The organism is Agreia bicolorata (genome assembly GCF_000938265.1).
GTDB classification, from domain to species: Bacteria; Actinomycetota; Actinomycetes; order Actinomycetales; family Microbacteriaceae; genus Agreia; species Agreia bicolorata.
In genome coordinates this window covers 121,072-135,859 of sequence record NZ_JYFC01000008.1, presented here as the reverse complement: position 1 = coordinate 135,859, position 14,788 = coordinate 121,072, and the positions used below count along the sequence as shown (strand labels likewise).

At 63.4% G+C, this 14,788-nt stretch carries 16 protein-coding genes; 9 read left to right on the top strand and 7 right to left on the bottom strand.

From position 1 onward, the window contains the following. Positions 1-6 precede the first annotated feature (6 nt). The 5 genes from TZ00_RS16285 to lnt are packed head-to-tail and all read left to right on the top strand — an operon-like array spanning position 7 to position 5,425. On the top strand, positions 7-351 hold the full coding sequence (locus TZ00_RS16285; RefSeq protein ID WP_044443298.1) for a hypothetical protein: 345 nt from the start codon (positions 7-9) through the stop codon (positions 349-351). Further along, positions 341-604, top strand: coding sequence for a Sec-independent protein translocase subunit TatA (tatA, locus tag TZ00_RS16280; RefSeq protein ID WP_044443296.1), 264 nt, complete (start codon positions 341-343; stop codon positions 602-604). Before TZ00_RS16285 ends, tatA begins: the two co-directional genes overlap by 11 nt. A 47-nt stretch (positions 605-651) precedes the next feature. Further along, the gene (gene tatC / locus TZ00_RS16275; protein ID WP_044443466.1) at positions 652-1,404 is read left to right on the top strand and encodes a twin-arginine translocase subunit TatC; all 753 of its coding nucleotides are present in this window, start codon (positions 652-654) and stop codon (positions 1,402-1,404) included. Then, positions 1,404-3,857, top strand: coding sequence for a DEAD/DEAH box helicase (locus TZ00_RS16270; RefSeq protein ID WP_044443294.1), 2,454 nt, complete (start codon positions 1,404-1,406; stop codon positions 3,855-3,857). Before tatC ends, TZ00_RS16270 begins: the two co-directional genes overlap by 1 nt. Then, on the top strand, positions 3,854-5,425 hold the full coding sequence (gene lnt / locus TZ00_RS16265) for an apolipoprotein N-acyltransferase (protein WP_238579728.1): 1,572 nt from the start codon (positions 3,854-3,856) through the stop codon (positions 5,423-5,425). Before TZ00_RS16270 ends, lnt begins: the two co-directional genes overlap by 4 nt. 36 nt (positions 5,426-5,461) lie before the next feature. Here the strand turns inward: lnt and TZ00_RS16260 are convergent, their stop codons facing one another. The 4 genes from TZ00_RS16260 to TZ00_RS16245 form a co-directional block, all read right to left on the bottom strand. Next, positions 5,462-5,824: an RNA polymerase-binding protein RbpA gene (locus TZ00_RS16260; protein WP_044443292.1), complete on the bottom strand. Its 363-nt coding sequence runs from the start codon at positions 5,822-5,824 to the stop codon at positions 5,462-5,464. Between the two features lie 104 nt (positions 5,825-5,928). Next, entirely contained in the window at positions 5,929-6,684 is a 756-nt protein-coding gene (locus tag TZ00_RS16255; RefSeq protein WP_044443290.1) for a glycerophosphodiester phosphodiesterase family protein, read from the bottom strand. Positions 6,685-6,712: 28 nt separating this feature from the next. Beyond that, positions 6,713-7,600 carry an SPFH domain-containing protein gene (locus TZ00_RS16250; RefSeq protein ID WP_420796239.1) on the bottom strand — a complete coding sequence of 296 codons (888 nt, stop codon included), beginning with the start codon at positions 7,598-7,600 and terminating at the stop codon, positions 6,713-6,715. Between the two features lie 29 nt (positions 7,601-7,629). After that, entirely contained in the window at positions 7,630-8,103 is a 474-nt protein-coding gene (locus TZ00_RS16245; protein WP_044443286.1) for an NfeD family protein, read from the bottom strand. Positions 8,104-8,241: 138 nt separating this feature from the next. Here TZ00_RS16245 and TZ00_RS16240 point away from each other — a divergent pair, with 138 nt between their 5' ends. The 4 genes from TZ00_RS16240 (at position 8,242) to TZ00_RS19470 (ending at position 12,626) form a co-directional block, all read left to right on the top strand. Continuing rightward, entirely contained in the window at positions 8,242-8,982 is a 741-nt protein-coding gene (locus tag TZ00_RS16240; protein WP_044443285.1) for an SDR family oxidoreductase, read from the top strand. A gap of 17 nt (positions 8,983-8,999) precedes the next feature. Further along, a complete protein-coding gene (locus TZ00_RS16235; protein WP_044443283.1) occupies positions 9,000-9,467 on the top strand; it encodes an NUDIX hydrolase in 468 nt (155 codons plus the stop codon). 19 nt (positions 9,468-9,486) lie between these two features. Then, the gene (locus TZ00_RS16230) at positions 9,487-11,844 is read left to right on the top strand and encodes an ATP-binding cassette domain-containing protein (protein ID WP_044443281.1); all 2,358 of its coding nucleotides are present in this window, start codon (positions 9,487-9,489) and stop codon (positions 11,842-11,844) included. 344 nt (positions 11,845-12,188) lie between these two features. Then, a complete protein-coding gene (locus TZ00_RS19470; protein WP_084606228.1) occupies positions 12,189-12,626 on the top strand; it encodes a protein-tyrosine phosphatase family protein in 438 nt (145 codons plus the stop codon). Positions 12,627-12,848: 222 nt separating this feature from the next. Here TZ00_RS19470 and TZ00_RS16225 read toward each other — a convergent pair whose 3' ends face one another. Genes TZ00_RS16225 through TZ00_RS16215 form a run of 3 tightly spaced genes read right to left on the bottom strand, consistent with a single transcriptional unit; the run spans position 12,849 to position 14,787 of the window. Beyond that, complete coding sequence (locus tag TZ00_RS16225; protein WP_044443279.1) at positions 12,849-13,613, bottom strand: ABC transporter permease; 765 nt, start codon at positions 13,611-13,613, stop codon at positions 12,849-12,851. Then, a complete protein-coding gene (locus TZ00_RS16220; RefSeq protein ID WP_044443277.1) occupies positions 13,610-14,422 on the bottom strand; it encodes an ABC transporter ATP-binding protein in 813 nt (270 codons plus the stop codon). Before TZ00_RS16220 ends, TZ00_RS16225 begins: the two co-directional genes overlap by 4 nt. Then, positions 14,419-14,787 (bottom strand): DUF1048 domain-containing protein, encoded by a 369-nt coding sequence (locus TZ00_RS16215; RefSeq protein WP_044443275.1) that lies wholly within the window; start codon positions 14,785-14,787, stop codon positions 14,419-14,421. The genes TZ00_RS16220 and TZ00_RS16215 overlap by 4 nt, the downstream gene beginning before the upstream one ends. Position 14,788 lies beyond the last annotated feature (1 nt).

The following is a 14,788-nucleotide window of genomic DNA, read 5'->3' as shown; positions in this document are numbered from 1 at the left end:
GGCACGATGTACTGGTGGTCGTGGATCCTCGTCTGGCTTGCGCTGGCGATCCTCCTGATCGGCACACTCGTGTTCTTCGGCTGGCGCCTCTTCAAGAAAGGCGTCGCCGTCGTCGAGGAGTTGGAGTTGCTGACCGACAAGGTCGAGCTTCTGCAGCGGAACGTCGATGAGCTCCGGGTCGAAACGCCGCCGAACGCGATCCTCGACGGCTATGCGGCGGTCGCGAACCGTCGCGACCGTGAGAAGGATCGTCGTGCCACGATGCGGCAGCTTCGCAGGGACACGCGTCTGGCGCGGGGTAGACTGATCACCGCACCACACGCCTGGGAAGGACGGACCGATGCTCGGTAACGCATTTGGGTGGCCTCACCTACTCATCATTCTCGTCGTCGTCGTTCTGCTCTTCGGCGCTCCGAAGCTCCCGGGTCTCGCGCGCAGCCTCGGCCAGTCGATGCGCATCTTCCGCAGCGAAGTCAAGACGATGAAAGACGAGAACGCGTCGCCGTCAAACACGACGGGCACGACCGACACCTCTGCACAGGCCGCGTCAGTCGCCGACCAGGCACCGAGCGTCGTTTCGCCTGAGTTCAAGCCAAAGCCATAGGCACGGTGGCCGCCCGAACCAAGCGGCGTGCCAACCGCGAGGGACGCATGTCTCTCGGCGCGCATCTCCTCGAGCTACGCAGGAGACTCTTCATTGCGGCGATCGGCATCGTTCTCGGCGCAATCGCCGGATGGTTCCTCTCCGACTTCGTGCTCGATGCGATCCGGGGGCCCATCACCGAGATCGGTCAGCAGCAGGGGCGTGTCGCCAGCATCAACTGGGACAACATCGGCGGCGCCTTCGATCTGAAGGTGCAGATCGCGCTCACGATCGGCTTCGTGGTGTCATCACCGGTGTGGCTCTACCAGATCTGGGCATTCCTGGTACCGGGACTGACCCGCCGCGAGAAGGCATACAGCGTCGGGTTCCTCGGCGCATCCATTCCTCTCTTCCTCGCGGGCTGCGTGGCCGGCTGGTATGTGCTGCCCCACATCGTGATCCTTCTGGCAGGCTTCGCTCCCTCGGAAGATACGAACCTCATCACGGCGCGCGGCTACTACGACTTCGTCCTCAAGCTGGTTCTCGCCGTCGGCATTGCCTTCGTCCTCCCCGTCTTCCTCGTTCTGCTCAACTTCGTCGGCGTTCTCAGCGCATCATCGATCATCAAGTCGTGGCGCGTGGCCATCCTGGTGATCGTTCTCTTCACGGCAATTGCGACACCGGCCGCAGACCCGACGGCGATGATCCTCCTCGCGATCCCTATGATCATCCTCTACTTCGCGGCCTACGGGGTCGCGTGGATCCACGACTGGCGCGTTGCCCGCGCGTCTGATCGCCTCGACAGCGAATTGGCCGCCTGATGCGCGCATCCGACCCTGCCGCACTCTCGCCGGCCGAACGCTATGCGCGCAGCCGGGCTCGGGGCGGCAAGCCTCTGCTCGACGCGTTCGCGGAGCGAGTCGACTTCGGCCTCGACCCGTTCCAGATCGAGGCGTGCGGCGCCCTGGAGGGCGGCGACAGCGTGCTGGTCGCAGCACCGACAGGCGCCGGAAAGACGGTCGTCGCCGAGTTCGCCCTGTTCCTCGCGATGCAGCAGAAGAGAGCCAAGGTCTTCTACACGGCGCCGATCAAGGCGCTGAGCAATCAGAAGTTCCACGAGTTCACGGCCGAATACGGCGCCGAGAACGTGGGGCTCCTGACGGGCGACACGAACATCAACGCGTCGGCGCGCATCGTGGTCATGACGACCGAGGTGCTCCGCAACATGATCTACGCCGACTCCGATCTGCTCACCGACCTGGCCTACGTCGTGATGGACGAGGTGCACTACCTTGCAGACCGGTTCCGCGGGGCCGTCTGGGAAGAGGTCATAATCCACCTCTCGTCCGAGGTGCGACTGGTCTCGCTCAGTGCCACGGTCTCGAACGCCGAGGAGTTCGGCGACTGGCTGCAGGCGGTTCGGGGCCAGACGTCAGTGATCGTCTCCGAAGAACGCCCGGTTCCCCTCGACCAGCATGTAATGGTGCGCAGCAAGCTCATCGATCTGTTCGACGCGACAGGAAAGGCCGCGACCAATCGGGTGAATCCCGAACTCATGCGGATCGCCCGCAACTCGATGTCACAGAGCTCGAATCGACGAGGCTCACGTGACCGACGAGGTGGTGGCTCCTACCACCGTGGTGGTGGCGCACAGGAGCGAGCCGACAGGCCCGAGGTCATCGACATGCTCGACCGGCAGAATCTTCTGCCGGCGATCTTTTTCGTCTTCAGCAGAATCGGATGCGATCAGGCCGTCAAGCAGGTGCTGCGAGCCGGCATCCGGCTCACCACCGCAGACGAGCGAGATGAGATCCGCGACATCGTCGAAGAGAGATGCCGCACGATCCTCGACGAGGATCTGGCCGTGCTCGGATACTGGGAATGGCTGGAGGGCCTTCAGCGCGGAGTGGCGGCGCACCATGCCGGGCTCCTGCCCGCCTTCAAAGAAGTCGTCGAAGAACTTTTTCAGAAGAAGCTCGTCAAGGTCGTCTTCGCCACCGAGACGCTGGCGCTCGGCATCAATATGCCGGCGCGCACGGTCGTTCTCGAGAAACTCGAGAAATTCAACGGAGAAGCCCGAGTACCGATCACGCCGGGGGAGTACACCCAGCTCACGGGACGCGCCGGTCGACGCGGGATCGATGTCGAGGGGCACTCTGTCATTCAGTGGCGAGACGGTCTCGACCCGCAAGCGATCGCGTCGCTTGCATCCAGACGAAGTTACCCTCTCAACTCGAGCTTCAGACCCACCTACAACATGGCGGTCAATCTGATCGAGCAATTCGGTCGAGCTCGCACCAGAGACAGCCTCGAGTCGTCTTTCGCACAATTCCAGGCCGACAGGGCCGTTGTCGACCTCGCCCGCAAACTTCGCTCGCACGAGGAGTCGCTCGCCGGCTACGCACGATCCATGACCTGCGACCGGGGCGATTTCGCCGAGTACGCTGCACTGCGGCGGGAGATCACCGACCTCGAGCGCTCGGGGGCGGGAAAGGCAGACAGCCAGTCCCGCGCCGATCGTGATTCTCGGGCGAAGAAGATCAACGACCTCCGTCGTCGGCTCAAGGTGCATCCTGTGCACTCGTGCCCCGACCGAGAGCAGCACGCGCGGTGGGCAGAACGGTGGTGGCGACTGAAGAAAGACACAGACCGCCTGTCCCTGCAGATCAACACGCGTACCGGCGCGATATCCAAGGTCTTCGACCGGGTCACCGATGTACTCGTCGAGCTCGGCTATCTCACGGCTCAGACGGATGGCGAGATGACGCTCACCCAGACAGGGCGAACGCTCAAACGCATCTACGGTGAGCGCGATCTGCTGGTTGCCGAATGCCTGCGCCGCCAGGCGTGGAAAGACCTGGATGCCGCCGGACTCGCCGCCATGGCCTGCTCTCTGGTCTACGAACCTCGACGCGAAGAGAACGATCTGGCCGATCGGTTCCTGCCGCGTGGAGCGTTCAGAGCTGCTCTCGAGGCGACTCGGCACATCCTCGACTCGATCCAGCAGCTCGAAGCTCGGCACCGTCTTCCCGAGGGCTCGCCCATCTCCACCGGTCTCAGCCTCGCTATGTATCAGTGGGCGCGAGGCGCCCGTCTCGACGACGTTCTGACCGACGCCGATATGCAAGCGGGCGACTTCGTTCGCTGGACGAAGCAGACCATCGACCTGCTCGACCAGCTGCAGGGGCAGCCCGACGCGCGTGTCGCGCGCACGGCGCGTGACGCTCTCGACCTGATTCGTCGAGGCATCGTGGCCTACTCGTCGGTGGCGTGAGACCAGTGCTGCCCGAGACCAGCGCATCTGTGCGCCCGCTTATGCCGTTCTGGCTGGCCCTCCTCACGGCAGCCGCCGGGGGAGTAGCCCTCGATACTGGCTTCCCCGATAAGAGCATCTGGCCGGTCACCTTCCTGGGCATCGCACTCGTTCTTGTCTCCGTCATCGGCCGACGCGCGCCCGGCGCTTTTCTGATCGGCCTGGTGGGCGGATTCTCGTTCTGGGGTGTGCACATCATCTGGCTCACGCTCTATCTCGGACCTATTCCCTGGCTCGCGCTGGCGATCCTCCAGGCGCTCTTCTTCGCTTTGGGAGCGTCCTTGATAGCCGTGGTCTACGCTCGCGCCCGGCGCGTCTGGCCAGGCACGCGCATCCGGCTGGTGATGCTGCCGATCGTCATCGCGGGGCTGTGGACCGCTCGGGAGGCCATCACAGCCGTGTGGCCCGAGGGTGGCTTCTCGTGGGGACGGGTCGTCTTCTCGCAGTCCGAGAGCCCCTACGCGTCGCTCGTGGCCTGGATCGGCTTCTCTGGGGTCTCGTTCGTCATGGTCTGGCTTGTCGCTTTTCTCATCGAACTCGCGCGCGTGTCCGCCGTTGCTTCGACGACTCGTGCCGTCTGGGCTGCCACGGCCATCGTCGCAACTCTTGCCATGCCGGCCTGGTATGCGCCGACCGAAGGGTCGTCGCGCATCGCAGCCGTGCAGGGAAACACCGACGCGTCGCTGTTCTCTCAGCGTGCGGCCGGTGACGTGCTGAGCGATCAGACGGCTGAGACCCTGAAGATCATCGATCAGAAGGTCGACATGGTCGTGTGGCCCGAGAACGGATCGGATCTCGACCCGGCACGATCGGCGCAGGCTTCGAAGCAACTCGATTATCTGAGCGGCAAGATGAATGCGCCATTCATCGTGGGAACGATCACGAATCCCTCGCAGAACACCTACTACAACACGTCGCTGCTCTGGGCGGCCGGTCGCGGCTCGATCGATCACTACGACAAGCGGCATCCCGTGCCGTTCGCCGAGTACATGCCGGCCCGTGCTTTCTTCCGCGCCATCGTTCCGGATCTCGTCGATCTGGTCACCCGTGACTACAGCAAGGGAACAACCGACACCGTCTTCGATGTCAACGGCGTGATCGCGGGCATTTCGATCTGCTTCGACATCACCGACGATGCGGTGGCGCGAGACATGGTCCATGACGGTGCGCAGGTGATTCTCGCCCAGACGAACAACGCCGACTTCGGCAAGACAGACGAGAACCTGCAGCAGCTCGCCATCGCCCGGCTGCGAGCGGTGGAGACGGGCCGCAGCGTCGTGAACATCTCCACCGTCGGCACATCGGCGATTATCGCCCCCGACGGCTCGACCATCGCATCCATTCCCCCCTACGAGGCCGGATCGATGATCTCCGATGTACCGCTCGCGACGCAGGAGACTCCAGCGATGCTCCTGGGGAGCGGCATAGAGCTTCTCGTGTCTGGTCTTGGTCTCGCCGGTTTTGCTCTCAGCCTGTTCGCCGGCCGGAGCCCCCGTCGGGCACAACGAAAAGCGCCCCGCGCCAGCTGATGCTGACCGGGGCGCTGAACCGTGCTGGGTTTCTAACTAGGCGTTGACCTTCTGGCCTCGACGGGCTCGGAGGTAGGTGAGGCGCTCCTCGAGGAGCTCCTCCAACTCTGCCCGAGTGCGGCGCTCGAGCAGCATGTCCCAGTGGCTTCGCGGCGTCTTCGACTCCGCGTGCTCGACGACGACGGGTTCCGACCCGACCATCCGAGTCGCTTCCATGCTGCAGTACTTGCACTCCCAGGTGTCGGGAGCTTCGGCCTCTGCGGAGAACACCATGTCGGTGTCTTTTCCGCAGGAGGGACAGTGATACGTGTGGGTCAAGCGCGGGGAGAAGACGACGCCTTCTTCGGTCTGAAGGCTTTGGCCTCCGAGTCTCATTCCGCGCAAGCTGCGATCCGCCATTGTGTGGTCCTTTCTCGCGTTGCTTACACCGTTATAAACCCCAGAAAGGGGGCAATTCTTCCCGGCCGGAGCTTTACCAGAACTCTCCCAGAGAGTAAGCAGGCTCACGCCCGTGGCTGTGCCTCGTCTGGCGATCGGATACGACGCACGAGTTCGAGGGCCAGATCCGGCCGATCCGTCACAATTCCATCGACGCCGAGCTCGAGCAGTCGACGCATCTCGACGGGGTCGTTCACCGTCCAAATGTGCATCTCCACGCCACGGCGATGAAGGGCCCTGACCACGCGGTCTGTTGCGATCGTGAGGCGCCCGTGCCGCGAAGGGACCTGCACCGCGTCGACCCCGCCCACGAGCCCAGGAACAAGCCCGAGGAGTCCCAACTTCGCCAGGGCGAGAATGAGGACGAAGCGCGAAGCGCTGGCCGAACTGGCCACGCGGGGAAGGAGATTCACTGCCTCCGCACGCCGTCTCGACGAGAACGACGTGATCAACACGCGATCGGTCGCCTCGGACTCGAGTACCGCACGGGCGACGGCGGCTCCCGCTCTCGGCGACTTGATGTCGATATTGAAACGCGCTTGAGGAAAAGCGAGAAGAGCTTCGAGCAGGGTCGGCATACGATGTCCCTCGCCGAGATCGATCTTCTGCAACTCCTCGGTTGTCAAATTGGACACCTCGACATCGACGCCTGCGACCCGATTCAGACGGGGGTCATGCGCGATCATCGCCACACCGTCGCTGGAGGCGTGAACATCGGTCTCGATGTAGAGAACGCCGAGGCGCACAGCCGCATCGAACGAGGCGAGCGTGTTCTCGGGAGCATCGAGGGCGAAGCCGCGATGGGCCAGAATTCGGGGCACGGCGGGGGAGAACCACTCGCCGACGCCTCTACGTCGTTGGTGGTGTCGGACCACGGTCGCCGAATGCCTGACCGATCCCCTTGAGCGCCTCGGTGAGCTCGCTGGGAATGATCCATAGTTTGTTGGCCGACCCCTCGGCGAGCTTAGGCAGAGTCTGCAGGTACTGGTACGCAAGGAGAAGCTGATCAGGCTCGCCTTGATGGATGGCGCCGAAAACGGTCGTGATGGCTTCTGCCTCGCCCTTGGCTCGCAGCACCGCGGCCTGGGCATCACCCTCCGCCCTCAGGATCTCGCCCTGCCGATGACCCTCTGCCTCAAGGATCGCCGACTGCTTGGTGCCCTCCGCCGTGAGAATCACCGCGCGACGCTCCCGCTCTGCCCGCATCTGCTTCTCCATCGAATCCTGGATCGACAAGGGAGGATCAATGGCTTTCAGTTCGACTCGTCCGACCCGGATGCCCCATTTGCCGGTGGCTTCGTCGAGGACGATCCGCAGTTGGCCGTTGATCTCGTCACGGCTGGTCAGCGCCTGTTCGAGGTTGAGTCCACCGACAACATTGCGCAACGTAGTAGTTGCAAGTTGCTCGACCGCGCCGAGATAGTTGGCGATCTCGTAGGTCGCAGCGCGGGCATCGGTGACCTGGAAGAAGACCACCGTGTCGATCGATACAACCAGGTTGTCTTCCGTGATCACCGGCTGCGGGGGGAACGAGACAACCTGCTCACGAAGGTCGATGAGGGGGCGGAGTCGGTCGATGAAGGGCACCAGCACCCGGAGTCCAGGCTCGAGCGTCTTGTGATATGCGCCGAGTCGCTCCACGACGCCCGCAGTTGCCTGAGGAATTATTCGGATCGAGCGGGCGAGAATCACGAGCACGAAGATGACGATGACCACGATGATCGCGACCACCACGATCTGTCCGACGAGGGAGGAGTCCGAACCGGTCACAGCGCTGTCCTTTCTGCGGGGACGACGAATGCCGTTGCCCCATCGATGGCGGTCACGAGCACCCTCTCGCCGAGGTCGACGACCGCCGAGTCGGTGATGGGGGAGACCCGCGCCGTCCAGATATCTCCGTTGGAGAGCTTGACGTGACCGCCCTCACCGGTGAGCCGCGTCGTGACGATGCCCTCGAGACCGATGAGCGCATCCACGTTGCTCTTCGTGGGGTCGCCGCCCCGCCTGAGAGCCCTGAGCAGCGGGGGGCGGATCGTGAAGATGAGCAGAAGAGAGATCGCAGCAGCGATCACGATCTGGAAGAACCAGGGGACCCCGACGAGGCTGGAGACGAGACCGCCGACGCTGCCGAGAGCGATCATGAGGAACGTGAACTCGAGACTGAACATCTCGACGATGAGAAAGACCAGCACCAGGGCCAGCCAGATCGTCCATGCGTAGGACGCCAGGAATTCGACCATGTGTACACGACTCCTCTCGTCGATGTATTCCTCAAAACTACCAGCAACGCCTGAGAGCATGACCCCGACTTGGTAGTCTCGGGAGCCAGAGTCAAAGGAGCACCGAGAGTGTCAACAAACCCCCTGCAACCCGAATCCATGGCCGCGAAACGCGTGCTCGTCACCGGCTCGTCGCGCGGAATCGGCGCCGACACCGTGTCGTACTTCGCCGAAGCCGGCGCTCGGGTCGCCATCAATTTCCGTAACAAAGAGGCGCGCGCCCTCAAGCTGGCCGCGAAGATCGCAGAGTCCGGCGGAGAGGCCATCACCGTCGGAGCCGATCTCACCGACCCCGCCTCGGTCGCCCAGCTGTTCGAACGCATCCAGTCGGAGTTCGGCGGACTCGACGTTCTCGTACTGAACGCTTCGGGCGGCATGGAGGGCGGCATGGCGGCCGACTACGCCATGACACTCAATCGCGATGCCCAGCTGAACGTGCTCACGAGTGCCGCGCCTCTTCTGGCCCCCGGTTCACGAGTCGTCTTCGTCACCAGCCACCAGGCGCACTTCATCCACACGACCGAGACCATGCCGGAGTACGTTCCGGTGGCCCTGTCGAAGCGTGCGGGGGAGGACGCGCTGCGCGCACTCATTCCCCAGCTCGACGAGAAGGGAATCGAGTTCGTCGTCGTCTCGGGCGACATGATCGAAGGAACGATCACCGCTACCCTCCTCGAGCGAGCGAATCCGGGCGCGATCAGCTCACGCAAGGAATCGGCCGGCCGCCTCTACAACGTGGGGGAGTTCGCTGCCGAGGTCGCCCTCGCCGCCGTTGAGCCGATTCCCGCGAACCACACGCGGTACGTCGGCGACATCAGCGACTTCGCTCCCGTCGACTGACGTCCTGACCGGCCGGCATGAGCGAGCACACCACCACCGACGTCGTCTACGCGAAGTCGCGCGTGCTCCTCGTCGATCAGTACGATCATGTGCTGCTGATGCTGACCCGCCACGATGTCGACGGGTACCCGGCACGATGGCTGACGACAGGCGGACACCTGGAGCCAGGCGAAGACCATCGCACCGCCGCCGTGCGCGAGCTCTTCGAAGAGACAGGTCTCGTCATCGACGACCCGGGAGCGCCGTTCTCGGCCCGCGATTTCGTCGCCGAACGGGCTCCCGGCGTCTGGGCCGCGCACCACGAGGTCTGGTACTCCGTTCGCACCAACCGATTCGAGATCGATCGGGCGAATTGGACGCCCGAGGAGACGGTCGACATCATCGACCAGAGGTGGTGGAGCCTACGCGAGCTCGAGACAACGACAGATCCCGTCGAACCCGAGAACCTCGCTCGGCTCCTGCGCGGCCAGATCGCGTCCTGCTGACTGTTCGACAAGGGGATTCATGAGCACCGCAGCCGACAACCACGACCGCATCAGCGTGCAGGGAGCCCGCGAGAACAACCTCAAGAACGTCAGCGTCGACATCCCGAAACGGCGCCTCACCGTCTTCACCGGCGTCTCCGGGTCGGGCAAGAGCTCCCTGGTGTTCGCCACGATCGCCGCCGAGTCGCAGCGCATGATCAACGAGACCTACAGCGCGTTCCTGCAGGGATTCATGCCGACGCTCGCCCGTCCCGATGTCGATGTCCTCGAGGGCGTGACGACGGCCATCATCGTCGACCAGGAGCGCATGGGGGCCAACTCCCGTTCGACGGTCGGAACGGCGACCGATACGAACGCGATGCTGCGGATCGTCTTCAGCAGACTGGGGCAACCCCACCTCGGCTCGCCCCAGGCATTCGCGTTCAACGTTCCGTCGATCAGCGGCGCCGGCGCCGTGACGATGGAGAAGGGCGGACGAGAGGTCAAGGAACGCCGCAGCTTTACGGTCACCGGGGGCATGTGCCCCCGCTGCGAGGGCATGGGTCGCGTCAATGACATCGACCTCACCCAGCTCTACGACGACACGAGGTCGCTGAACGAGGGCGCGCTCACGATCCCCGGCTATGCGGCCGACGGGTGGGGAGTGCGCATCTTCACCGGATCCGGATTCCTCGACGCCGACAAGCCGATCCGCGACTACACGACGAAGGAACTCGACGACTTCCTCTACCACGAGCCCGTCAAGGTCAAAGTGGGAGACATCAACATGACCTACGAGGGACTGGTCCCCAAAGTGCAGAAGTCGTTCCTGTCGAAGGACCGGGAGGCCATGCAGCCACACATCCGGGCCTTCGTCGACCGGGCCGTCACCTTCACGACCTGCCCGGAGTGCTCGGGCACGCGTCTCAACGAGGGCGCGCGCTCGTCTCGCATCGGCGGGACCAGCATCGCGGATGCCTGTGCCATGCAGATCAGCGATCTCGCGGAGTGGGTGCGCACGATCGACGAGCCGTCTGTTGCGCCGCTGCTGACCGCCCTGCGGCATACGCTCGACTCCTTCGTCGAGATCGGACTGGGATATCTCTCACTCGATCGGCCCGCGGGAACACTCTCGGGCGGCGAAGCGCAGCGCACGAAGATGATCCGGCACCTGGGCTCGTCTCTGACCGACGTCACCTACGTCTTCGACGAGCCGACCATCGGTCTGCACCCCCATGACATCCAGAGCATGAACGGCCTCCTCCTGCAGCTGCGCGACAAGGGCAACACTGTTCTCGTCGTCGAGCACAAGCCCGAGACGATCGCCATCGCCGACCACATCGTCGACCTCGGGCCCCGCGCGGGCACGGCGGGCGGCGAGGTCTGCTTTGAGGGAACTGTCGCCGGGCTGCGGGGGAGCGGCACCCTGACAGGCATCCACCTCGACGACCGGCACACTCTCAAGAAAAGGGTGCGGGAGCGCACCGGTGCACTCAAGATCCGCGGGGCGCGAACGCACAACCTGCACGATATCGATGTCGACATCCCAACAGGTGTTCTCGCAGTGATCACGGGCGTGGCCGGCTCGGGCAAGAGTTCACTCATCCACGGATCGATCGCAGGCCGCGACGGCGTCATCTCCGTCGACCAGGGAGCCATCCGCGGCTCCAGGCGCAGCAATCCCGCAACCTACACAGGGCTCCACGAACCGATCAGGAAGGCCTTCGCCAAGGCCAACGGCGTCAAGCCGGCGCTGTTCAGCGCGAACTCCGAGGGGGCCTGTCCGAACTGCAACGGATCCGGCGTGATCGTGACCGATCTCGGCATGATGGCCTCGGTCACCTCCACCTGCGAGGTATGCGAGGGCCGCCGATTCGACGCCTCGGTGCTCGACTATCACCTGGCCGGTCGCGACATCAGCGAGGTCCTCGCGATGAGTGTCGACGAAGCTCTGGAGTACTTTTCGACGGGGGAGTCGCGCACCCCCGCAGCCCAGGCCATCCTGACCAGGCTTGCAGACGTTGGACTGGGGTACATCCGTCTCGGGCAGCCACTGAATACGCTGTCAGGTGGAGAGCGACAACGACTCAAGCTGGCGACGCACATGGCAGAGCACGGTGGCATCTACATCCTCGACGAGCCGACGACCGGACTTCACCTCGCCGATGTCGAGCAACTGCTTGGATTGCTCGATCGTCTCGTCGACTCCGGAAAATCAGTGATCGTGATCGAGCACCACCAAGCCGTCATGGCACACGCAGACTGGATCGTCGACATCGGGCCAGGCGCAGGCCACGACGGCGGCCGCGTGGTCTTCGAGGGCACACCGGCCGACCTCGTGTCGGCACGTTCCACACTGACGGGCGAATATCTGGCGCGCTACGTCGACGCGCACTAACCGTTGCATCCGTTATGTCAAGAGATTTCGCCAGGCGGCGCTAGAGCGACAGGATGCGCGCTGGCCGCATGGGTTCGCAGCTGCACGCGCCGCGCAGCATCCCCAACCCGATCATCTCACCACGTCCGGTAGCGGCACATGCACGCTCACATGCTCACATCACGACGTAGTTCTCGAGGCGATTACACCGCCTAAGGACCCTGCTTCGCACCACTCATCATTACGCCGATAATGCACATTATGTCAACACACATCTACCCTGGCCGCGCTTTTCTGCAAAGGCTTCACTCCTGAACAAGGATTATCGCCGGGTAGGTCGCAAGCGTGTCGGAGAGAATGGCTCTATGAGTTTGTGGAACGACTCGACAACGGGCCTCGTGACGCTGCCTGACGGGCGTCGAATTCGTGGCCGAGGCCTACGGGAAGGCCTACCGGCTAACGATGAACTACCAGAGTTCGGTCTCTACCTAACCGCTCGGCGTCATCAAGAAGAGATGTGGGAGTCGAGCTGGATCTCCTGGCCCGACTTTCGACTGCCCCGCTCTCCCGGGGCAGCCATCGCTGCACTAACGGACGCGTACGAACGTTCAGCCTCGTCGAGGGTCGAGATTGCTTGCGATGGCGGCACGGGTCGCACGGGCGTGGCAATTGCGCTTCTGGCGCGGCTCGCTGGAGTGTCGGGCGAAGACGCGGTTCGATGGGCGCGCGCGAACTATCGTCAGCGAGCTATAGAGACACCGTGGCAACGACGCTTCGTCGCCCGTTTTGACTTCGAGCCATAAGACACGGTCACCTTGGACGGACCAAACGCAGACTGGGCTCGCTCAACTCAATGGATCATGTCCCGGTGACGTAGTCCACCGGCGCGGACGTATCGACATGCGGACCCCTACTGTGAAAACGGGGACAAGTTCACCACTCCCCCGAATCTCTAGCTGACCAGGTTCTTCTCGGATAGAGAACATGCTCTCGCGAGCCACATCGAGCAGGAGCGGGACTCGCCGTCAACTGATCTTGCGACGATAGAGGACGATTGCGAAAGCGTAGGCGACGACCAGGATGCCGACAAGCCAGGCGAGGGCCATCCAGATGTCGTTTCCGACGGATTCCTGCGCAAACAGTGCCCTGATCGTATCCACGATCGACGTCACCGGCTGGTGCTCGGCGAACCACGCCACCGGGCCGGGCATCGAGTCAGTAGGCACGAACGCCGAACTGATGAACGGCAGGAAGATCAACGGGTAGCTGAAGGCGCTCGCACCATCGACGGTTTTCGCAGAGAGGCCGGCGATCACAGCGAGCCAGGTCAGGGCAAGCGTGAACAGCACCAGGATGCCGGCGACGGCGAGCCACGCTCCGAAGGATGCGCCGGTGCGGAACCCCAGGATCAGCGCCACGCCGATGACGATCGAGATCGAGACCAGGTTCGCCACCACGGAGGTGAGCACGTGAGCCCAGAGCACACTCGACCTCGCGATCGGCATCGACTGGAAGCGGTCGAAGATGCCTCCCTGCATGTCGAGGAACAACCGGTACGCGGTGTATGCGATGCCGGAGGCGATCGTGATCAACAAGATGCCGGGGAGCATGTAGTTGACATAGGACTCCTCGGATCCCGTCTTGATCGCGCCGCCGAGGACGAACACAAAAAGCAGCATGAGGGCGATCGGGGTGACGACGGTGGTGATGATCGTGTCTGGGCTGCGGAGGATGTGGCGCAACGACCGGCCTGTCAGCGTACTGGTGTCGGTAAGGGCATGGGTGATCATCGGACAGCCCTTCCGTCAGACGCCGTGTCGGAGACTTCTTCACTGCCGGTCGCCCTGGTGTCGCCGACGAGGGCGAGGAAGACATCCTCAAGTGAGGGCTGCTTCTCGACGTACTCGACTGTGGCGACCGGGAGGAGTTGCTTGAGGTAGGCGAGAGTGCCGGTCTGAATGATGGTGCCCTTGTGCAGGATCGCGATGCGGTCTGCGAGCTGTTCGGCCTCGTCGAGATACTGCGTGGTGAGCAGCACGGTCGTGCCCTGTGCGGCGAGTTGCTTCACGGTCTCCCACACCTCGATGCGCCCCTCGGGGTCCAAGCCCGTCGTCGGTTCATCAAGGAAGATGATCGGGGGTTTCCCGATCAAACTCATCGCGATATCAAGCCGGCGTCGCATACCACCCGAGTACGTAGCCGCTTTCCGGTTTCCGGCTTCAGTGAGCGAGAAGCGAACAAGTAGCTCGTCGGCAATGGCACCGGGGGCCTTCATGTGGCGGAGCTTGGCGACGAGTATCAGATTCTCCCGGCCGGTCAGTATCTCATCGACTGCGGCGAATTGGCCCGTCAGGCTAATCGATTCGCGCACTTCGCCGGCCCTCGTGGCGACGTCGAAGCCGTGGACGGTGGCGGTACCCGCGTCCGACTTCAGCAGTGTGGCGAGGATCTTCACGACCGTAGTCTTGCCTGCCCCATTGGAGCCCAGAAGAGCGAAGACGCTGCCCCGCTCAACCTCGAAGTCCACCCCACGTAGCACGTGCAACTTCTTGAAGGACTTCTTCAACCCCTGCACGCGGATGGCAGGCTCCTCGGTCACTTCCGTTCCCTCTGTTCGGCATCCTCTATCGCTTTGGCCAGGCGGGTACGCTCCTTGTCGATCCACTGCTTGCCGCCGTATGCCTCGGTGAAGGACTCGGCGAAAGCGACCGGATCGTCGCCGACAATCTCGCGCACCGGTGTCCCATCGAGGGCGGCGCGCTCCCACAGGTCGACGAAGTCGCCGAACATCTTGGTGAGGGCGTCACCGTCGGTGATGCCTCCGTTGTAGATGAAATACCGATGTACTGCCTTCGCTGCTGTTCCGTACGGCTCGGGCAAGGCATCGATGCGAGCTTTGTCCTGCTTGTACTGTTTCTTCTGCTCGAGGGACCCCGTGAGGGTCTCGATCCACTTTGCGGCCATG

Bases quoted from the DNA above. Each gene is read 5' to 3' on its own strand.
- TZ00_RS16285 (WP_044443298.1), top strand. From the start codon at position 7: ATGTACTGGTGGTCGTGGATCCTCGTCTGGCTTGCGCTGGCGATCCTC.
- tatA (WP_044443296.1), top strand. From the start codon at position 341: ATGCTCGGTAACGCATTTGGGTGGCCTCACCTACTCATCATTCTCGTC.
- tatC (WP_044443466.1), top strand. From the start codon at position 652: ATGTCTCTCGGCGCGCATCTCCTCGAGCTACGCAGGAGACTCTTCATT.
- TZ00_RS16270 (WP_044443294.1), top strand. From the start codon at position 1,404: ATGCGCGCATCCGACCCTGCCGCACTCTCGCCGGCCGAACGCTATGCG.
- TZ00_RS16260 (WP_044443292.1), bottom strand. From the start codon at position 5,824: ATGGCGGATCGCAGCTTGCGCGGAATGAGACTCGGAGGCCAAAGCCTT.
- TZ00_RS16245 (WP_044443286.1), bottom strand. From the start codon at position 8,103: ATGGTCGAATTCCTGGCGTCCTACGCATGGACGATCTGGCTGGCCCTG.
- TZ00_RS16240 (WP_044443285.1), top strand. From the start codon at position 8,242: ATGGCCGCGAAACGCGTGCTCGTCACCGGCTCGTCGCGCGGAATCGGC.
- TZ00_RS16235 (WP_044443283.1), top strand. From the start codon at position 9,000: ATGAGCGAGCACACCACCACCGACGTCGTCTACGCGAAGTCGCGCGTG.
- TZ00_RS16230 (WP_044443281.1), top strand. From the start codon at position 9,487: ATGAGCACCGCAGCCGACAACCACGACCGCATCAGCGTGCAGGGAGCC.
- TZ00_RS19470 (WP_084606228.1), top strand. From the start codon at position 12,189: ATGAGTTTGTGGAACGACTCGACAACGGGCCTCGTGACGCTGCCTGAC.
- TZ00_RS16225 (WP_044443279.1), bottom strand. From the start codon at position 13,613: ATGATCACCCATGCCCTTACCGACACCAGTACGCTGACAGGCCGGTCG.
- TZ00_RS16215 (WP_044443275.1), bottom strand. From the start codon at position 14,787: ATGGCCGCAAAGTGGATCGAGACCCTCACGGGGTCCCTCGAGCAGAAG.